The organism is Pseudomonas sp. RA_5y_Pfl1_P24, from assembly GCF_963970945.1.
Taxonomy (GTDB): Bacteria; Pseudomonadota; Gammaproteobacteria; order Pseudomonadales; family Pseudomonadaceae; genus Aquipseudomonas; species Aquipseudomonas tritici.
The window spans coordinates 196067-213326 of record NZ_CAXAOJ010000005.1 but is presented as its reverse complement, the minus strand read 5'-3'; the positions used below and the strand labels follow the sequence as shown (position 1 = coordinate 213326).

The window sequence follows — 17260 nt, the reverse complement described above, 5'->3', positions numbered from 1 at the left end:
ATGCGTCATTTCATCCCTGGCGCCCTGGCGCTGGTCCTGCTTGCAGGCTGTGCCACCCCACCACCGCCGGAGCCCGGCAGCGCCGCGAGCAAAATCGTAGTAATGGGCAAATTCAAGGGCGTCGCGGTCGGTGCCATTCGTGTTGCCCGCGAGAACGGCTTTCTCACCGCCAAGGTGCAGTTGAGCAACATCACCAGCAGCAACCAGATGATGTATTACCGCTTTGCCTGGCTGGGTGCCGATGGCTTCCCGGTGGGCGATGAAGAAACCTGGAAGGTGCTGAACCTGTACGCCAACCAGGCGACCTTCCTGCCAGCGATTGCCAACTTGCCGCAGGCGGCGGACTTCCGCCTTGAAGTGAAAACGCCTTGAGCCGTTCACCCTTTTTGCTACTGAGAGATTCCCCCATGTTTGCACGCTTCTCGATCCTCGCCGTAGTTGCCGTATTGGCCAGCGGTTGCTCTAACACTTCGCCGGTACTGGGCGGTAAAAACATCAGCTACGGCGATACCAAGGCCGTAGAACTGGTGACCAACGAGTTCGGCTCCACCGACCTACAGATGATCGCCGAAAGCATGACCCGCTCCCTGGCCCAGTCCGGCATCCTGCAAGGCCGCCCGGTGGTGCAGGTGTATGACGTGAAAAACAAGACCAGCGAGTACATCGATACACGCGAAATCACCACGTCAATCAAGACCCAGTTGATGAAGACCGGCACCGCCCGCTTCGCCAGCGACAACACCGACATGCAAAGCCAGGTTGACCAGCTCAAGCTGCAGAACCAGAGCGGCCTGTACAAGAAGTCCACCGTCAGCAAGACCGGCAACATGGTCGCCGCCAAGTACCGCCTGGAAGGCTCTATCAGCTCAATCGTCAAGCGCAGCTCGGACTACAAGGACGTGTTCTACAAGTTCAGCCTGCAACTGATCGACGTCGAGAGCGGCCTGGCCGAATGGATGGACGAAAAAGAAATCCGCAAGACCACGGAGCGCTAAGCAATGCGTGCATGGATCGGCATGATCGGCCTGCTGTGCGCCTTCGGCGCCTCGGCCGCCCCGAAGATCGCGGTGACTGACCTGGCCTACGAGGCGCGGGTCGAGGAATACATTCACCAGGTGTCGGCGAGCAATAACTTCCAGGCCAGCGCTTACCACGCCAGCGGCGCATCGAATTACAGCGAGTACGAAAGCCGTACCAGCTACATCGAACAGACCGAGCTGCGTAAATTCAGCGGTGACATCAAGGGCGAGATCCTCAAGTCCCGCCAGTTCCAGCTGGTGCAGGGTACGCCCTACACCGCCGATGCCAAGGGTGACGTCTACGACGTGATCAAGCGCATCAAGGCCGGCCACTTCAAGGGGGCTGACTATGTGCTGTTCGGTACGCTCTCAGACATCGACTTCACCCAGGACATCAACGCCCTGGACCACACCAACAGCTACTCGGCGGTATTGGGCCTGACGCTGGTGGCGGACTTCAGCCTGATCAACACCCGCACCTACGAGATCACCTCGGCGTTCACCGCCATGGGTGAAGGCCAGGACACCAAGCTGGTGAGCAGCCGCGATGTGCGTGTGAGCCTGAATCGGCCGCGGGTGGTGAAAGAAGTCTCGAAAGCGCTGGGTGAGGATGTAGCGCGGCAGTTGGCGGAGCAATTGGGTGGCGGGTATCAAGACCCGAGCCAACCGCCGTTGCGCAACAACCTGCCAAGGGATGAAGCGCCGAAGATCCTGCGCTGAGCCTAAAACTCACTGTCAACACAAAACCAATGTGGGAGCAGGCCCGCTCCCACATTTTTTGATTCGGTTTCTTCAGTTGGCGTGCGGTTTATGCCGTTGCGCGATGCAGGCTTGCGAGAAAGCCCGCCGCCCCCACAAACAACCCAGCAAACGTACGGTTCATACGCTTCTGCTGCTTAGGCGTGCGCAACAAACGCAACACTTTCGACGCCAGCCCCGTATACCCCGCCATCACCACCATATCGACGCAAATCATCGTCGCACCCAGGATCAGGTACTGGATCAGCAACGGCGCTTGCGGGTTCACAAACTGCGGCAGCACCGCCAGCATGAACACCAGGGCCTTAGGGTTGCTGGCATTGACCAGAAAGCCTCGGAACATCATCGCCATCGGCTTGCCGATCGGGCGCACAGCCGCGTCGTCGGTCATGTCCATAGGCAACGCGCGCCATTGCTTGATGGCCAGGTACACCAGGTACGCCACACCAAACCATTTGATCGCATAAAACGCCGTGGACGACGTCGCCAGGATGGCTCCCAGGCCGCAAGCGACGACGGCAATCTGCATCGCCAGGCCTAGCTGCAGGCCAATGGCATTCCAATATCCGCGCAGGAAACCGTATCGCAGGCCGCTGGACATCGAGGCAATGGCGCCGGCGCCAGGGGAAAGGGAGATGATCCAACTGGCCAGGAAAAAGGCCAGCCACGTGTCGAGTGCCATTACACACCTCAGGAGGGAGTTATCGGTTTTCCCTTAAGCTAACTCCGCCGACCAACGGATAGCTATAGATTTTTACAAGATGTGAATGCTAGCGATCGCCCGGAAACACGTGGGTACCTGGCCAACGTCGCACCGAGCGTTGGAAGAACAGGCTGTTGGGCACCTGCACCATCGCGCTGTCGGTGCCGGCTTCCGCCGCTTCAACCAGTGTGGTGTAGAGCAAATTGATCGCCACGACCCGGCCCTTAACGCCCGGTTTGTCGACGGTATCCACTAGCTCGACAATATCACCCAGGCGAAACGGCCCGACGGTGAAGATCAGAATGGCACACAGCAGGTTGGACAGCACCGACCACATGGCAAAGAACGCCACGGCGGCAACCGCGACAAACCCGGAAAGCGCCGTCCACAACACGGTGGCGGAGACACCCAGGCGGCCCAGCACAAAGATCAGCGCACTGCCCATGATCAACCAGCGCAAGCCACCGCGCAGCGGCATCAGCAATTGCGGGGGGAATGGGTAGCGCTCACCCAGGCGAGTCAGGCCTTTGGCTACAAAACGCTGGGCCAGGTAGCCGGCCAGCAGAATCAGCAGGATTTGCACGCCGATCCATACGGGCTCGACCCATTGCGCCGGTAACGGCAGATGCAACGCTTCCATCAGGACAGCGCCTCCAGCTCCGCTTGCAGGGTTTCCAGCAGCTCGAGAGCTTCCATCCAGGTTTCCTCCAACTGCCCTTCGCGCACCTTGAGTTTGGCCTGTTCAGCCAGCAGGTCACGCAGCTCGTCCTTGCGGGCTGCCTCGTAAACGGCGCTGTCGCCCAGGCTGGTTTCGATCTTGGCCAGGCGCTCGTGCACCTTGCCCAGCTCGGCTTCCAGCTTGTCGGCTTCACGCTTGTGCGGCGCCAACTGCTGACGCAGTGCAGCGGCGGCCTGACGCTGGGCTTTTTTGTCGGTCTTGTCCGGGTTGACTGGCGTATTGCTGACCGGCGCGTTGCGCAGGCGGTAATCCGTCAGCCAGCGCGCGTAATCATCCAGGTCGCCGTCAAACTCTTCGACTTTGCCATCGGCCACCAGCAGGAAGTTGTCGGTGGTGCTCTTGAGCAAGTGGCGATCGTGAGACACCACCAGTACCGCACCGCTGAACTCCTGCAAGGCCATGGTCAGCGCCAGGCGCATTTCCAGGTCCAGGTGGTTGGTCGGTTCGTCGAGCAGCAGCAGGTTCGGACGATCCCAGGCGATCAACGCCAGGGCCAGTCGGGCTTTTTCGCCACCGGAAAAATTCAGCACCGGCTCGTCGATGCGCGCCCCCCGGAAGTCGAAACCACCCAGGAAGTCGCGCAGGGTCTGTTCCCGCTCGATCGGCGCCAGGCGCTGCAAGTGCAGCAACGGGCTGGCTTTGGAGTCGAGGGAATCCAACTGATGCTGGGCGAAGTAGCCCACCACCGTGTTCTCGCCACGGATCAAACGACCGGCCAAGGGCTCAAGCTCACCCGACAGGTTTTTGATCAGCGTCGACTTGCCCGCGCCGTTAGGACCGAGCAAGCCGATGCGTGCACCTGGCGTGAGCTGCAGCTTCACTTTTTCCAGGATGGTTTTGTCGCCATAACCCAGGCGAGCATCCGAAAGATCCAGCAACGGGCTGGATATCTTCACCGACTCGCGAAACACAAAGTCGAACGGCGAATCGACATGGGCCGCCGATAGCTCTTCCATGCGCTCCAGGGCCTTGATCCGGCTCTGGGCCTGGCGGGCCTTGGTGGCCTGGGCCTTGAACCGGGCGATGTAGCTTTCCATGTGCGCACGCTGCGCCTGCTGCTTCTCGAACGCCTGTTGTTGCTGGGCCAGGCGTTCGGCGCGCGCGCGCTCGAATGCGCTATAGCCGCCACGGTACAGGGTGATCTTCTTCTGTTCGACGTGGGCGATGTTGTCGACCACGGCGTCGAGGAAATCGCGGTCGTGGGAAATCAGCAGCAATGTGCCCTGGTAATTCTTGAGGAAGTCTTCCAGCCACAGGATCGCATCGAGGTCCAAGTGGTTGGTCGGTTCATCGAGCAGCAACAGGTCCGAGGGGCACATCAGCGCTTGGGCCAGGTTCAGGCGCATGCGCCAGCCACCGGAGAAGTCGGCGACCGGGCGGTCCATCTGCTCGTTGGTGAAGCCAAGGCCGGCGAGCATTTTGCGGGCGCGGGCGTCGGCGGTGTAGCCGTCGGCACTGTCGAGTTCCGAGTGCAGGCGCGCCTGGGCGGCGCCGTCCTGGGCTTTCTCGGCCTCGGCGAGGTCGTGTTGCACCTGGCGCAGGCGCAGGTCGCCATCGAGCACGTAGTCGATTGCGATGCGGTCCAGGGTGTCGATCTCCTGGCGCATGTGGGCGATACGCCAGTCGGCCGGCAGCAAGCAGTCCCCGGAATCCGGGGTCAGCTCGCCCAGCAACAGGGCGAACAACGTGGATTTGCCGGCGCCATTGGCACCGATCAAGCCGGCTTTGTGACCGGCGTGCAGGGTCAGCTCGGCGTCTTCGAGAAGACGTTGCGGGCCACGCTGTAATGTTAGGCTTTGAAGTCGGATCATAATGGCGGCGGAGTCTACCAGCTTCGTTGCCCGCTGGCTTGGGTGTGAATATGTGCGCTGACCTATGGAGCTTTGCCCTCACGACTTACGCCCGCCCGGGCGTCGAAGCCGGTTGTCTGCGTTTACAGGAGCAAGGTGCGGATGTGTGCCTATTGCTCTGTGGCGCGTGGCTGGAACAGCGCGCTGTGGCCGTGACGGCCGAGCGCATTCAGGCGCTGAAACAGATCGCCGAGCCTTGGCAGGCGCACGTGGTTGAGCCGTTACGACGGGTGCGCATGCAATGGCGTGCGATGGCGCAGCAGGACGAGGATTTGGCGGGGTTACGCGAACGGGTCAAAGCCCTGGAGCTGGAGGCCGAACGACAATTGCTCGCGCGCTTGGAAACACTGGCGCGAATGTGGCCGACGGGTGAGGCGATGGGTCATCAACAGTGGCTGGAAGGACTGGCGGCTGAGGATGCCGCCAACCTTGACCACGACGCGCTGCAGCAGCTGCGCCTCGTGGTCACCAGCACTTAGGAAGCGCTGGTTGGGGTGGTGCTTGGCGCTACCGGGGCAGGCGTGTTGCTGGCCGGTGCAGCTGGAGCGTTCGACGCTGCCGGGGCAGCAGCAGGTGTTGCTGGCTTGGCCAGTGCTGGTTTGGCAACGGCTGGCTTGGCAACGGCTGGCTTGGCAACGGCTGGCTTGGCAGCAGGTTTGGCAGTTGGCTTAGCGGCTGGTTTTGCAGCAGCAGGTTTGGCGGCTGGCTTGGCGGCTGGTTTTGCAGCAGCAGTTTTAGCAACTGGCTTGGCGGCTGGTTTTGCAGCAGCGGTTTTGGCAACTGGCTTGGCGGCCGGTTTTGCAGCAGCAGGTTTGGCAACTGGCTTGGCGGCTGGCTTTGCAGCAGCAGTTTTAGCAGCTGGCTTGGCGGCCGGTTTAGCAGCGGCGGTTTTGGTAGCTGGCTTCGAGGCTGCTTTAGCAGGCGCCTTGGCGGCAGCAGCTTTGCTTGCAGGCTTCTTCGCCGCGCTTACTGCAACAGCTTTTGCAGGCGTACGAGCGCCCAGCGCCTTAGCTACAGCTTCCTTCACACGACCAACGCCCTGGGCCAGCTTCAGGCTTTCCTGAGCATCTTTTTTGAGTTGGGAAATGTAGGTGCGGGTTTCAGCTTGGCGATCCTTGAGGGCGTCGAGCAGGTCCTCAAGTTCTTTGACAGCGTCTTTGGCTTTGGCTTGAGCCTTGGCCTTGCCGGCAGTGGCAGCATCTTGCAGTTTGGTGCGGGATTTGTGCAGCTTTTCTTGCGCTTTACCGCGTTGTTTTTCCAGCTTGGCGAGCAGTTTTTCTGCATCGGCCAAGGCTTGGGAACAAGCGCTTTCCAGGTGTTCGAGCAAACTGCCCGAGAGTTGTTGGAGTAAATGCAACGGGGTATTAACAGGCTTCTGTTTGGCCGACATGGTTTACCTCCTGGCTGACTTGGGTGCGGCTCATACTAGCCCTCTGCTCTTACCGCCGCTAGGGCATGTTGACAGTATCGTTTGACTTGCGTTGCACCGTGTAAAAATTCTTGTCGATATAACGTAAATACGCGGCACTTCTCACCTCATCACACTGGCATAATCCGTCGCACTTTCGGCGGGAGAATGCCCATGTCGCGTTACCTTTTTCTTGTGCTTGGCTTGGCCATTTCGGTGGCCAATGCGAGCGATCAATCGCCGCCAAAAAACGCTGATCAGAACCAGCACGACCTCGCCTACAGCGTGGGCGCCAGTCTCGGTGAGCGCCTGCGGCAGGAGGTCCCCGACCTGCAGATCCAGGCGTTGATCGACGGCCTCAAGCAAGCCTATCAGGGCAAACCGCTGGCGCTGGACAACGCACGTATCGAACAGATTCTTGCCCAGCACGAAGCACAAAACGCAGCCGAAGCGCAGGGACCTCAAAGTGAAAAAGCACTTGTGGCCGAACAACAATTTTTGAGCAAAGAAAAAGCCGTAAAAGGCGTACGCGAATTGGCTGATGGAATCCTGCTCACCGAACTCACCCCCGGCACGGGTGGAAAGCCCAAGGCCAACGACCAGGTTGAAGTGAAATACGTGGGGCGATTACCCGATGGGACAGTGTTCGACCAGAGCACGCAACCTCAATGGTTTCGTCTGGACAGTGTGATCAGCGGCTGGAGCAGCGCGTTGCAACAAATGCCCGTGGGTGCGAAATGGCGATTAGTGATTCCATCGGCCCAGGCCTATGGCGCCGACGGTGCCGGCGAGTTGATCCCACCTTATACACCGCTGGTATTCGAGATTGAGTTGCTCGGTACCCGCCCTTGACCCATAAAAAACGGCGCGCCATGCGCACCGTCTTTCGTACCGCTGTCGAGGGTCAGGCCTGGGTAGCAGACTCTTCTTTGTGAGCGTTGTGCAGCACTTCGATCAGGCAATCTTCCAGCTCGAATCGCTCGTGCAGCAGCGCGCCCAACTCTTTGAATTTTTCAGCAACACAGTTTCCGGCATCACACAGGTCGGTAAACGCCAGAAGCTTCTCGGTAATGACATCGATGCGCGAGTAAATGGTCTCAGCCAAATCCAGGCCACACTGATCGTCAAAGGCCTCCGCCTCCTTGGTGAGTTGATCATAGACACCAAAATGGCCGGCCGACACGTAGTCCACCAATACAACGCAGAAGTCCTGCAACGGCTCGCGGCTCTCAGCCAGCGCCTCAGGCTTGGCACCGAGAGCATCAAAGGCCCGAACCAGTTCGTGGCGTGCCTTCAGCCAATTGTCGATCAGCTTGTGCACCCCACCCCAGCGTTCCTGAGCATTCTGACAACTTTCCAGCATGGTGATCTCTCTTCCCTATAGGGGCGCTGCCGCCTGGTGCCTGCGCAACACTTCAAGGATAAAGCAGCGCTGGGCAAGGCAACATCTGACAAACGGTTTCAATAACACGTGCGGGCCAGACTATGCCCGCATGACTATGGCTTCAAGGTACGCAGGAGAGAAAGTTCATACAAGTGTTTAATCCCGCTCTCCAAACTGCGACTGGCTTTCAGCGCCTCGCCGGGCGCGAATACTGGCTTAAAAACAGTCGTGAAAACTGCATGAGACCAAGGATCAACACCCCGATGAAGAACAGCAGGCTCCACTCGGGAAGGCTCAAATCAAACAGTGTCCAGTTGGTTTCCACGCAGTCGACAGTGCCTCTGAACGTCAACTGCAGGGCCTGCCAAAACGATAGGTTTTCGATCATGTAGTGCAGGCTGGGCCAGCAATCGGCGGCCTCATCCGGCGCGGCATTTTGTAGCAGCACCTGGCGCACGGCGGTTAGGGCGCCCAGCAAGGCGCAGACCATGCTTGCCAGCCCATACAGGCAGATAACGGATCGCTTGGGGTTATGGAGGGCGGCGACCAGGTTGATCAATGTGAACGCGGCCAGGAACCCCCGTTGCACTTGGCATAGGAAACACGGACGCAACGAGGCGCCAAACTCGAGGTAAAAGGACGCGCCCAATGTCAGCGTACCCGCCAGGAATGCGAGGAAAAACAAGGAACGTGAAGGGGCCAAAGACATGCTTTATCCGCATCGCGAAAGATAGGACACTACGGTAGAGGAAAGGCCTGACCGCTTTCAATACATGCCAGAGCAGACGATTCCGTGAGAAGGTAAGGACTTCCCGTCAGAAGATGGAAGACCTTGGGCAATCGAGCGTCGGACTTTGCCGCCGAACGCTCCCCCCTCACTCTTTTCGAGCTAACGAAAGGTTGGCCGCCAGATACATCTGAGCCAACCCTTGCCCCTTTCCTACCTCAAACCCGAGCAGTGAAAGGTAGCGGAGACGCAAGCAAACGGTTATCCAGCAGTCCAAGACCCTCTTGAAACAGCTGATTACTTCGCTCGGTGTCACCCAGTTGGGCCAACAAGCGCGCCAGCTCGGCACAAGCCTCAGGATTACGCTGCACTTGTAGGCTGCTCTCCAGATAATCCCGCGCCTTGCCCCACAGGCTGTTTTGCAGGCACAGGCGGCCCAACGTCAACAGCAGACTGGCATCGCCCGGGTGATCCTTGAGCCAGCCCTCGGCAAACTTCAACTGCCGGGCTGGATCACTGCCACGCAGCAGGCCGTATAGCCGGATCAGGTGGCTGTCGTAGCCGCGTTTGATGGCGCCACGCAGCGCTTCCTCGGCCTTGGCATCGGCGCCCAATTGGCGCAGCTGCTCGGCGTAAGCCAGAACCAGTTGCGGCTCTTGGCGCTGGGCGGAAGTGAGTTGCTGCCAGGCGCGCTCAAGGGACTGCAAACCGGCTTCGCCCTGCTCTTCTCGCTGAGCAGCCAGGCTAAGGTTCTCACCCCAGGCACGGCGTTCAAGCTCAGCCAGTTCGCTGGCAGGCAGGACTTTATCTTTGCGCAACTCCGGCAACAGACGGATCACCGACGACCAATCACCCCGCTGCTGATGCAGGCGCTGCAATTGACGCAAGACCTGGCCGTTATGCGGATGACGCTCGTGCATCGCCTGCAAGGTGGTCAGTGCACCCTCGGTATCGCCGCGGTCCAGTTGCAGTTGCGCATGGCTCAAGGCAACTGCCAGCTCGGCCTGGGGCTGACGCTCCAGTGCTCTTTCCAGCAAGCCGTCGGACTCTTCGTAACGACCCTGCTCATTCGCAGCACGCGCGGCGCCGAGGTAGTACAGAAGTGGCTGGCGCTCGGCTTCGGCGGCGCGATGCAGGTGGCGCTCGGCACTGGCCCAGCGGCCCTCGGCGAGGTCCATCTGGCCCTGCTCGATGGCGATCTGCACGCGGCGGCTGCGGTTACGCCGCGACCACGGGTTGACCACGCCACCGGAGGTGGTGACCAGGCTCAACAGCACACGGATCAGGTAGATCACCAAACCAATGGCAAACACCGCCACCACCGTCGCCCACAAGCTCGACTCGTAGTGCAGCACATGAGGGTAAGTAATCAGCACATAGCCGGTGTGTTTCGAAATGCCCACAGCCAGCGCCAACGCGATTGCAATCGCCAGCACCAGGATCACATAGAAGCGTTTCATCGGCTCTACTCCTGCTTCGCCGACGTAGCCGTCGGTGTGGCCGCCGCCTTGGCTTCGTCAGCAGACAGATGACGACGTTCGAGATACGCCTGCACGGCAGCCAGGCTCGCGGCTAGGTCCGGCGTCACCACCGACACCGCCTTGGGCTCAAGCTCGGCAATACGCGCGAGCATCGCCTTGCTCTGCGGATTGCCTTGGTTAAAGTTATCCTGCAACACGCTACGCGCCTCGCCGAGGGAGCGGCTGTATACAGCCGACTCCCCGTTGAGCGCCGCCCATTGCGCCTGCTCCAGGGCCAGGCTCAACGCCAGGCGCACCTGGTTCAGGCCTTGGCCGGCCAGCAGTGGGCGAATGTTGTCATCCGGATTGAAGTCGATGCGGAAGTAACGGGAAATCTGCTCCCACCATTGGCGCCAATGGCTGTCCGTATCCGTGGTCGGACGCCCCTCGGAAGCCGGCTCGGTCAGTTGATATTCCGGGGCAATGGCCGCCAGTTGCACGACCTGGTCACGCAAGGCCGCCAATTGCAGGTACAGCCCAGTGCGATCCGGCTGCTCGGTGCTGCGCAGCGCTGCAAGGCTCTTGGCCAACTGCTCACGGGCGGCATAGGAACCTGGATCGCTTTGCTCGCGAAGAATCTCGTCGGCGCCCTGCACCAGCGCTTGGGCGCTATTGATATCTTGCAAGGCAGACAGACGCAGGCTCGCCAGGCGAATCAAGTGTTCAGCCTCGGCTAAACGCCAGTCCTTGCGGCTGGACCCCAACACGGTCTCAAGGCGCTGGCTCAGGCGCTGCTGATCGCCCTGCAACTGGGCCACCAGGCGACGGCGCTCCTCCAGCTCATCAGCACCCGGCAACTGCGCCAGCCGCGCGGCCAGTTGTTGCTGGCTCTGCTTGAGGGACTGGGATTGGTCATCGAGGGTCTGCACCTGGCCCAGCTGTTGCTGGCTGCTGGCTTGCAGGGCGCGGACCTGCCAGATCCCCCAACCGCCGGCGGCAACACCGGCGGCGCCGAGCAGTAAGGCGACGACTGCCAGGCCATTGCCACGGCGCGGCGCGGTGACCGGTGACTCAACCGGCGCACCAAGTGCGGGTTGGGCTTCATCTTTAGGCAAGGCTGTTTCGCTCACGTATCCGTCCTTTGCGTTTCAGAGAGTGACTACGGCATGCCTCATAGGGCAAAGCTGCGTAACGCCACTAACAAAGCCGCGGCACTCGCACCGCGGCAATCCACAACTTTTTCTGCGCCAGCGCACCGCGCCATCTCGAAGACTCGCGGGCTCGGCACGAACAACGGCAACTGTGCCACCTGTGGCCAATCGGCTCCAGCCAAGGCGTGCAGGTGCAAAAAACCCTGCCCACTGCTGACCGTCAGGCCGTTCAAGCGTTCCAACTGGATGCGTTGCATCAGTACCCCGGCGTCGTAGGCCGGAAGGAAACGGCGATACAATTCCAGATAGTCGACACTAGCACCACTCGCGCGCAAACGCTCTGCCAGCAGCTCGCGACCGCCCTCGCCGCGCAGGATTAACACGCGTGCATCCGGGCGTGCGATAGCCTCGCGCAACGCAGGCAATTGAAGCAAGGCCTCGCTGTCATCGCCAGTAGGGGGATAGTGAACGTTGAGGCCGTGTTCGGCCAGTACCTGCGCGGTGGCTGCGCCGACGCTGAACCACGGCAGTTGCGGCCATGCTCGATGCAACTGTCGCACGGCCAGGCGCGCGGCGGGTTTGCTGACGACAATCACCGCACAATAGCGGCCAAGGTCACGCAAGACTTGCAGCTGTTCAGGTGTAACGGGAAGCGGCTCGATGTCCAGCAACGGCAGGCTGCTGCTGAAAATGCCGGCTTCGGCCAACGTCGCCGCCAGGGCCAACGACTCCTCGGCAGGCCGCGTCAGCAGCACACGCCATTCGGTCACTGCGGACCGGCCTCGCCGTAGATTTTTTGCAGGATGGAACCGGCGCCTTTGTCCAACAGCTCTTCGGCTACCTGGATGCCCAGTGCCGTCGCGTCACGCTGCGGGCCGCGCACCTCGGCAGTCAGCAAGGTGCCACCTTCCGGGTCCCCTACCAGTCCGCGCAACCACAGGTTTTCACCTTCGAGCACGGCGTAGCAGGCGATTGGCACCTGGCAGCCGCCGTTTAGGTGCTTGTTCAGCGCACGCTCGGCCGTGACGCGCACTTCGGTGTCGTGGTGATCCAGGGGTTTGAGCAGGGCGTGGATTTCACTGTCAGCGGTGCGACACTCGATGCCAACGGCGCCTTGCCCACCTGCGGGCAGGCTGTCCTCGACGCTGATGGCCGAGGTGATACGGTCTTCGAAACCCAGGCGGATCAGGCCCGCAGCTGCGAGGATGATCGCGTCATATTCGCCGGCGTCCAGCTTCGCCAGGCGGGTGTTGACGTTGCCACGCAGGAAGCGGATCTGCAGGTCCGGGCGGCGAGTCAGCAGCTGTGCCTGGCGGCGCAGGCTCGACGTGCCGACGATGCTGCCCAGGGGCAATTCTTCCAGGGACGCGTAGGTGTTGGAAACGAAAGCATCGCGCGGGTCTTCGCGTTCGCAGATGCAAAACAAACCCAGGCCTTCTGGGAAGTCCATGGGCACGTCTTTCATCGAATGCACGGCGATGTCGGCTTCGTTCGCCAGCAGCGCTGTTTCCAGTTCTTTGACGAACAAACCCTTGCCGCCGATCTTCGACAGAGGCGAGTCGAGCAGCTTATCGCCACGACTGACCATAGGCACCAGGGACACCTTGAGGCCAGGGTGGGCCAGCTCCAGGCGTGCTTTGACGTATTCGGCCTGCCACAAGGCCAGGGCGCTTTTACGGGTGGCGATGCGGATTTCGCGAGAGGACATGGATCAATCCGTACTGAAAATATATGACGGATAATAACAGCTCAGGGAAATACGCTTTGATTTGAATCAGCAAGTGCGGGGCCTCCCTGGCCACGACGCACCGGGATAAGGAATGCAGGCCTCGCCACAGACGCCGGGCTAAAGCTGCTGCATCATCTTGCGCACGCCGGCAACATGCCGTCGGCTGACGACCAACGCATCGCCGTTAAGGCCTTTCAGGAATAGCTGAAAATGACCCAGGGGCGTGCGTTGCAGGCGTTCGATTCGCTCGCGGGCCACCAGCGCGTTGCGGTGAATACGCACGAAGCGGTCGCCGAACTCATCCTCAAGCGCCTTGAGCGGCTCATCAAGCAACACTTCGCCGCCTTGGTGGCGCAAGGTCACATACTTGTGATCGGCAATAAAATAGACCACCTCGCCTAGGGGGATCAGCTCAATGCCTTTGCGTGTACGAGCACTGATATGGCTGCGTGGCCCGTTACCACTTTGGGCGGCTGGCTGAGTGAGCGCGGCGAGCTGTATGCGGGTTGGGCGCTCGGCCTTTTTCAGGGCCTTGATCAATGCTTCGCCTGCCACCGGTTTGATGAGAAAGCTGACTCCGCTGTCTTCCAACGTGTGCGCAGAAAACTCTTCGCCCGTTGCACAGAACACTACGGCCGGTGGGGACTCTCGCTCGCTCAGTCGGGCGGCAACTTGCAGGCCGTCAAGGCCCGGCATACGGATATCGAGCAACACCACATCAGGCTTGAGGCTGTCGATCAGCGTCAACGCCTCTTCGCCCGTGGTGGCGCTCGGCTCTAATACTGCATAACCCTCGAGCTCACTGACCAGACGGCTCAGTCGCTCGCGGGCTTGGGGTTCGTCATCAACGATCAGGACATTCATATTGCGCTGGATTCCTGCGTGAGTCTCGCACAAGGATAGCGTAGACAGGTGCGGTGACTTGCGTCACAGCGATCCACGCTAAGACTAGCGCGAGCGGCAAAAAGTGCCCTGAGAGTGGCACCCAAATTTACCCGGACCTGTTCAATAACGCCCAAGACCGGCTGACTTCGGGCGTCGTAGTAGGGTTTGCTGATACACAATCGAATACCCCCCCTTTTTCTAATGGATAGTCTGGGCTATGACCGCATCACCCGACTTTGGTGCATTCACACACTATCAGTCCAACTGTAGACGCTCGCTGAGACGACATTGCTGAATCGACAAATATCGTTTCAATAAGCCCCTGTACCCAGTCTCGTCCTGGACGCGGTCGGCGGCAAGGCACTTAGCCATCCTTGGAGTAAATAAAAATGCCGACGACCCGCAGCCCCGCCTCCACGGGCAACCCTGTTATCATCGCCGGCACAACTTCATGCCTCTTTATTAAGCAGATCACGAGCGAATCCATGAGCACCGACAAGACCAACCAGTCCTGGGGCGGCCGCTTCAGTGAACCCGTCGACGCCTTCGTCGCCCGCTTCACCGCCTCCGTCACCTTCGACCAGCGCCTGTACCGCCACGACATCATGGGCTCCATCGCCCACGCGACGATGCTGGCCAAGGTCGGCGTACTGACCGACGCCGAGCGCGACAGCATCATCGACGGCCTAACCACCATTCGTGGTGAGATCGAAGCTGGCACGTTCGACTGGCGCGTCGACTTGGAAGACGTGCACATGAATATCGAGGCGCGCCTCACCGACCGCATCGGTGTGACCGGTAAGAAGCTGCACACCGGCCGCAGCCGTAACGACCAGGTGGCCACCGACATCCGCCTGTGGCTGCGTGATGAAATCGACCTGATCCTGTCCGAAATCACCCGCCTGCAGAAAGGTTTGCTTGAACAGGCCGAGCGTGAATCAGACACCATCATGCCGGGCTTCACTCACCTGCAGACCGCCCAGCCCGTGACCTTTGGCCACCACCTGCTGGCCTGGTTCGAAATGCTCAGCCGCGACTACGAACGCCTGGTGGATTGCCGCAAGCGCGCCAACCGCATGCCCTTGGGCAGCGCAGCGCTGGCTGGCACCACCTACCCGATCGACCGCGAGTACACCGCGCAGCTGCTGGGCTTCGATGCCGTCGGTGGCAACTCGTTGGATGGTGTGTCGGATCGTGACTTCGCCATTGAATTCTGCGCCGCGGCCAGTATCGCGATGATGCACCTGTCGCGCTTCTCGGAAGAGCTGGTGCTGTGGACCAGCGCGCAGTTCCAGTTCATCGACCTGCCGGACCGCTTCTGCACCGGCAGCTCGATCATGCCGCAAAAGAAAAACCCCGACGTACCAGAACTGGTACGTGGCAAAAGCGGCCGTGTATTCGGCGCGCTGATGGGCCTGCTGACCCTGATGAAAGGCCAACCCCTGGCCTACAACAAGGACAACCAGGAAGACAAAGAACCGCTGTTCGACGCCGCCGACACCCTGCGTGACTCGCTGCGCGCGTTTGCCGACATGATCCCGGCGATCAAGCCCAAGCACGCGATCATGCGTGAAGCGGCACTGCGTGGATTCTCCACCGCGACCGACCTGGCGGACTACCTGGTGCGCCGTGGCCTGCCGTTCCGCGACTGCCACGAAATCGTCGGCCACGCGGTGAAATATGGCGTAGACACCGGCAAGGACTTGGCGGAAATGAGCCTGGAAGAACTGCGCAAGTTCAGCGACCAGATCGAGCAGGATGTGTTTGCCGTGCTGACCCTGGAAGGCTCGGTGAATGCCCGTAATCACATCGGCGGTACTGCACCAGCGCAGGTGAAGGCAGCCGTCGTGCGCGGCCAGGCCCTGCTCGCCAGCCGTTAAAGCATCGAAGGCAAGCCAGCTCCCACAGGAAATCGCATTCCAAGGTGGGAGCCGGGCTTGCCCGCGATAGCGTCCTGCCAGACGCCAAAGGTCTATTTCTTGGCAGCAATCATCGCCATAAACGCCGGCATAGCCGCCTCCCTGTCCGCCGCCACTTTCTGAGCGTTGGGCATGGCATGCAACCTTTCCAGCAACGCCTTGGCCGCCGGCATCTCTGCCAGCAAATCCATTCCAAACAGCTTCTCGCCCACCGCACAGGCGAGGTTCACGCTGTACATGAAATACAAATCCGCAATCGTGAAATTCTCCCCCGCCACAAACGGCGCGAACTTGCCGTGCCTGCCCAGCGCACTCAAGCCCAATAGCAATTCGGCCTTGGACTTCTCCTTGATCGCCTCCGGCACCGGCATACCAAAAAACGCTTCGGCAAAACACGCCCGCGCGGGCAGCTCGATATACAACTCAATTTCCCGGCATAGCGCCAGCACCTGTGCACGCTGGAACGGCTCGGCCGGCAGCAGTGCGGGCCCTTCCTGGGTGTGCTCGATGTATTCGAGGATCACACTGGTCTCGTTGATAAAGCCCTGTTTAACGCCCAACACCGGCACTTTGCCACGCGGGCTGGCTGCCAGGGCTTCGGGCGTTTGCCCGGCATAAAAAGGCACCTCTTCGAACGGCAGCCCTTTCTCCAGCAGCGCCAGTTTGACCATGTTGTAGTAGTTGCTGACCGAGAATCCGTAGAGCTTGAGCATTGCGGTTGCCTCCGTGCCGGGAATGGGGTTGGCTGCAAGCGTTATAGCTCCCCTTGCCGGGCCTTGCCAGCAGCATCACCGGCTTGAATGGGGGTAGACTGGCGCTCTTTCCTAGAGGAGCCTGCCATGAGCGAGCCGAACGATATCGACAACGACGAAGAAGAATTCACTGAAACCACCCTGATCGAAGCGATCGAAAACCAGATCGAGAGCGAAAACCCACCCGCCGCCAAGGCAACGTTCAACAAGCTGACCCTGGTGGGTTATGAGCGTGAAGAGATCCTGCAACTGATGGCCCACGTGCTCGCTGTCGAGATTGATGCACTACTGGAAGAGGACCGTGCTTTCAATACCGAGTGGTATGAAACTGCACTGCGTGCACTGCCGGAATTGCCGCCCGAAAAACGATAAATCCAACACGCAGCAACTTACTGGACAGTTCGGCAAAGTGCGTTCACCTTATGGCCTGCTAGCCTCTAATAAATTCTTAGAAAGTCTGGAGTCCTTATGTCGTTTACCCCTGAGTTGGTTGCCGAACTGGAAATCCTTGTACTCTTCAGCCTGGATAGCACCCAGGAAGGTCTGAAAGTCCATCAGACCGCTGCCCCTACTGCCATCGCCGCTGCCAAGCGCCTGTTCGAGAAAGGACTGATCGATCAGAAAGACGGGGGCTACCTGACCCCACTTGGCCGGGATGCCGCAGAACAAGCTAAAACCCTGCTGACCATCCTGACCACCGTCAACGCCAAAGAAGCCGCCTGATACCCGCTACGCCCATGGAGTCCGCCACTTGCGGATTCCGCGGGTGTTGCTG

The 17260-nt window shown here is 60.2% G+C and carries 20 protein-coding genes; 8 read left to right on the top strand and 12 right to left on the bottom strand.

What is annotated here, in order from left to right; translation table 11 throughout:
* Genes AACY30_RS09990 through AACY30_RS09980 form a run of 3 tightly spaced genes read left to right on the top strand, consistent with a single transcriptional unit; the run spans position 1 to position 1739 of the window.
* On the top strand, positions 1-372 hold the full coding sequence (locus tag AACY30_RS09990) for a YcfL family protein (RefSeq protein WP_339415143.1): 372 nt from the start codon (positions 1-3) through the stop codon (positions 370-372).
* 35 nt (positions 373-407) lie between these two features.
* On the top strand, positions 408-995 hold the full coding sequence (lpoB, locus tag AACY30_RS09985) for a penicillin-binding protein activator LpoB (protein WP_049710984.1): 588 nt from the start codon (positions 408-410) through the stop codon (positions 993-995).
* A 3-nt stretch (positions 996-998) separates the two neighbouring features.
* Positions 999-1739 carry a penicillin-binding protein activator LpoB gene (locus tag AACY30_RS09980; RefSeq protein WP_339540236.1) on the top strand — a complete coding sequence of 247 codons (741 nt, stop codon included), beginning with the start codon at positions 999-1001 and terminating at the stop codon, positions 1737-1739.
* A gap of 88 nt (positions 1740-1827) precedes the next feature.
* Here AACY30_RS09980 and AACY30_RS09975 read toward each other — a convergent pair whose 3' ends face one another.
* The 3 genes from AACY30_RS09975 to AACY30_RS09965 all read right to left on the bottom strand — a co-directional run bounded on the left by AACY30_RS09975 (position 1828) and on the right by AACY30_RS09965 (position 5031).
* Complete coding sequence (locus AACY30_RS09975; RefSeq protein WP_025857437.1) at positions 1828-2460, bottom strand: LysE family transporter; 633 nt, start codon at positions 2458-2460, stop codon at positions 1828-1830.
* Between the two features lie 88 nt (positions 2461-2548).
* Positions 2549-3121: a mechanosensitive ion channel family protein gene (locus AACY30_RS09970; RefSeq protein ID WP_339471013.1), complete on the bottom strand. Its 573-nt coding sequence runs from the start codon at positions 3119-3121 to the stop codon at positions 2549-2551.
* Positions 3121-5031 carry an ATP-binding cassette domain-containing protein gene (locus tag AACY30_RS09965; RefSeq protein ID WP_339471014.1) on the bottom strand — a complete coding sequence of 637 codons (1911 nt, stop codon included), beginning with the start codon at positions 5029-5031 and terminating at the stop codon, positions 3121-3123. Before AACY30_RS09965 ends, AACY30_RS09970 begins: the two co-directional genes overlap by 1 nt.
* Before the next feature lie 50 nt (positions 5032-5081).
* Here AACY30_RS09965 and AACY30_RS09960 point away from each other — a divergent pair, with 50 nt between their 5' ends.
* On the top strand, positions 5082-5549 hold the full coding sequence (locus AACY30_RS09960) for a TIGR02444 family protein (RefSeq protein ID WP_339540235.1): 468 nt from the start codon (positions 5082-5084) through the stop codon (positions 5547-5549).
* Here AACY30_RS09960 and AACY30_RS09955 read toward each other — a convergent pair.
* Positions 5546-6460, bottom strand: a complete 915-nt coding sequence (locus AACY30_RS09955; RefSeq protein WP_339540234.1) for an AlgP family protein — start codon at positions 6458-6460, stop codon at positions 5546-5548. The two genes, AACY30_RS09960 and AACY30_RS09955, sit on opposite strands and share 4 nt — an antisense overlap.
* A gap of 192 nt (positions 6461-6652) precedes the next feature.
* On the opposite strand from AACY30_RS09955, the gene AACY30_RS09950 reads away from it, so the two are divergent.
* Complete coding sequence (locus tag AACY30_RS09950) at positions 6653-7330, top strand: FKBP-type peptidyl-prolyl cis-trans isomerase (RefSeq protein ID WP_339471018.1); 678 nt, start codon at positions 6653-6655, stop codon at positions 7328-7330.
* 52 nt (positions 7331-7382) lie between these two features.
* Here AACY30_RS09950 and rsd read toward each other — a convergent pair whose 3' ends face one another.
* From rsd to AACY30_RS09915, 7 genes are all read right to left on the bottom strand, one after another.
* The gene (rsd, locus tag AACY30_RS09945; RefSeq protein WP_339471020.1) at positions 7383-7841 is read right to left on the bottom strand and encodes a sigma D regulator; all 459 of its coding nucleotides are present in this window, start codon (positions 7839-7841) and stop codon (positions 7383-7385) included.
* 208 nt (positions 7842-8049) lie between these two features.
* Positions 8050-8571 (bottom strand): disulfide bond formation protein B, encoded by a 522-nt coding sequence (locus AACY30_RS09940; protein WP_339471021.1) that lies wholly within the window; start codon positions 8569-8571, stop codon positions 8050-8052.
* A 236-nt stretch (positions 8572-8807) separates the two neighbouring features.
* Entirely contained in the window at positions 8808-10049 is a 1242-nt protein-coding gene (locus AACY30_RS09935; RefSeq protein WP_339540233.1) for a heme biosynthesis protein HemY, read from the bottom strand.
* A gap of 5 nt (positions 10050-10054) precedes the next feature.
* Positions 10055-11179, bottom strand: coding sequence for a uroporphyrinogen-III C-methyltransferase (locus AACY30_RS09930; protein ID WP_339540232.1), 1125 nt, complete (start codon positions 11177-11179; stop codon positions 10055-10057).
* A gap of 41 nt (positions 11180-11220) precedes the next feature.
* Positions 11221-11970 carry a uroporphyrinogen-III synthase gene (locus tag AACY30_RS09925; protein ID WP_339471025.1) on the bottom strand — a complete coding sequence of 250 codons (750 nt, stop codon included), beginning with the start codon at positions 11968-11970 and terminating at the stop codon, positions 11221-11223.
* On the bottom strand, positions 11967-12908 hold the full coding sequence (hemC, locus tag AACY30_RS09920; protein ID WP_339471027.1) for a hydroxymethylbilane synthase: 942 nt from the start codon (positions 12906-12908) through the stop codon (positions 11967-11969). Before hemC ends, AACY30_RS09925 begins: the two co-directional genes overlap by 4 nt.
* Positions 12909-13046: 138 nt before the next feature.
* On the bottom strand, positions 13047-13793 hold the full coding sequence (locus AACY30_RS09915; protein ID WP_339540231.1) for a LytR/AlgR family response regulator transcription factor: 747 nt from the start codon (positions 13791-13793) through the stop codon (positions 13047-13049).
* Between the two features lie 506 nt (positions 13794-14299).
* Between AACY30_RS09915 and argH the strand changes: the two genes are divergently transcribed.
* Positions 14300-15694, top strand: coding sequence for an argininosuccinate lyase (argH, locus tag AACY30_RS09910; protein ID WP_339415127.1), 1395 nt, complete (start codon positions 14300-14302; stop codon positions 15692-15694).
* A 92-nt stretch (positions 15695-15786) separates the two neighbouring features.
* Here argH and AACY30_RS09905 read toward each other — a convergent pair whose 3' ends face one another.
* Positions 15787-16446: a glutathione S-transferase family protein gene (locus AACY30_RS09905; protein ID WP_339471030.1), complete on the bottom strand. Its 660-nt coding sequence runs from the start codon at positions 16444-16446 to the stop codon at positions 15787-15789.
* Positions 16447-16572: 126 nt separating this feature from the next.
* Here AACY30_RS09905 and AACY30_RS09900 point away from each other — a divergent pair, with 126 nt between their 5' ends.
* The gene (locus tag AACY30_RS09900) at positions 16573-16857 is read left to right on the top strand and encodes a hypothetical protein (protein WP_339540230.1); all 285 of its coding nucleotides are present in this window, start codon (positions 16573-16575) and stop codon (positions 16855-16857) included.
* 96 nt (positions 16858-16953) lie between these two features.
* Positions 16954-17208: a TIGR02647 family protein gene (locus tag AACY30_RS09895; RefSeq protein ID WP_339415125.1), complete on the top strand. Its 255-nt coding sequence runs from the start codon at positions 16954-16956 to the stop codon at positions 17206-17208.
* Positions 17209-17260 lie beyond the last annotated feature (52 nt).

Coding starts and splice junctions, on each gene's coding strand:
- AACY30_RS09990 (WP_339415143.1), top strand. CDS start 1: ATGCGTCATTTCATCCCTGGCGCCCTGGCGCTGGTCCTGCTTGCAGGC.
- lpoB (WP_049710984.1), top strand. CDS start 408: ATGTTTGCACGCTTCTCGATCCTCGCCGTAGTTGCCGTATTGGCCAGC.
- AACY30_RS09980 (WP_339540236.1), top strand. CDS start 999: ATGCGTGCATGGATCGGCATGATCGGCCTGCTGTGCGCCTTCGGCGCC.
- AACY30_RS09975 (WP_025857437.1), bottom strand. CDS start 2,460: ATGGCACTCGACACGTGGCTGGCCTTTTTCCTGGCCAGTTGGATCATC.
- AACY30_RS09970 (WP_339471013.1), bottom strand. CDS start 3,121: ATGGAAGCGTTGCATCTGCCGTTACCGGCGCAATGGGTCGAGCCCGTA.
- AACY30_RS09965 (WP_339471014.1), bottom strand. CDS start 5,031: ATGATCCGACTTCAAAGCCTAACATTACAGCGTGGCCCGCAACGTCTT.
- AACY30_RS09960 (WP_339540235.1), top strand. CDS start 5,082: ATGTGCGCTGACCTATGGAGCTTTGCCCTCACGACTTACGCCCGCCCG.
- AACY30_RS09955 (WP_339540234.1), bottom strand. CDS start 6,460: ATGTCGGCCAAACAGAAGCCTGTTAATACCCCGTTGCATTTACTCCAA.
- AACY30_RS09950 (WP_339471018.1), top strand. CDS start 6,653: ATGTCGCGTTACCTTTTTCTTGTGCTTGGCTTGGCCATTTCGGTGGCC.
- rsd (WP_339471020.1), bottom strand. CDS start 7,841: ATGCTGGAAAGTTGTCAGAATGCTCAGGAACGCTGGGGTGGGGTGCAC.
- AACY30_RS09940 (WP_339471021.1), bottom strand. CDS start 8,571: ATGTCTTTGGCCCCTTCACGTTCCTTGTTTTTCCTCGCATTCCTGGCG.
- AACY30_RS09935 (WP_339540233.1), bottom strand. CDS start 10,049: ATGAAACGCTTCTATGTGATCCTGGTGCTGGCGATTGCAATCGCGTTG.
- hemC (WP_339471027.1), bottom strand. CDS start 12,908: ATGTCCTCTCGCGAAATCCGCATCGCCACCCGTAAAAGCGCCCTGGCC.
- AACY30_RS09915 (WP_339540231.1), bottom strand. CDS start 13,793: ATGAATGTCCTGATCGTTGATGACGAACCCCAAGCCCGCGAGCGACTG.
- argH (WP_339415127.1), top strand. CDS start 14,300: ATGAGCACCGACAAGACCAACCAGTCCTGGGGCGGCCGCTTCAGTGAA.
- AACY30_RS09905 (WP_339471030.1), bottom strand. CDS start 16,446: ATGCTCAAGCTCTACGGATTCTCGGTCAGCAACTACTACAACATGGTC.
- AACY30_RS09900 (WP_339540230.1), top strand. CDS start 16,573: ATGAGCGAGCCGAACGATATCGACAACGACGAAGAAGAATTCACTGAA.
- AACY30_RS09895 (WP_339415125.1), top strand. CDS start 16,954: ATGTCGTTTACCCCTGAGTTGGTTGCCGAACTGGAAATCCTTGTACTC.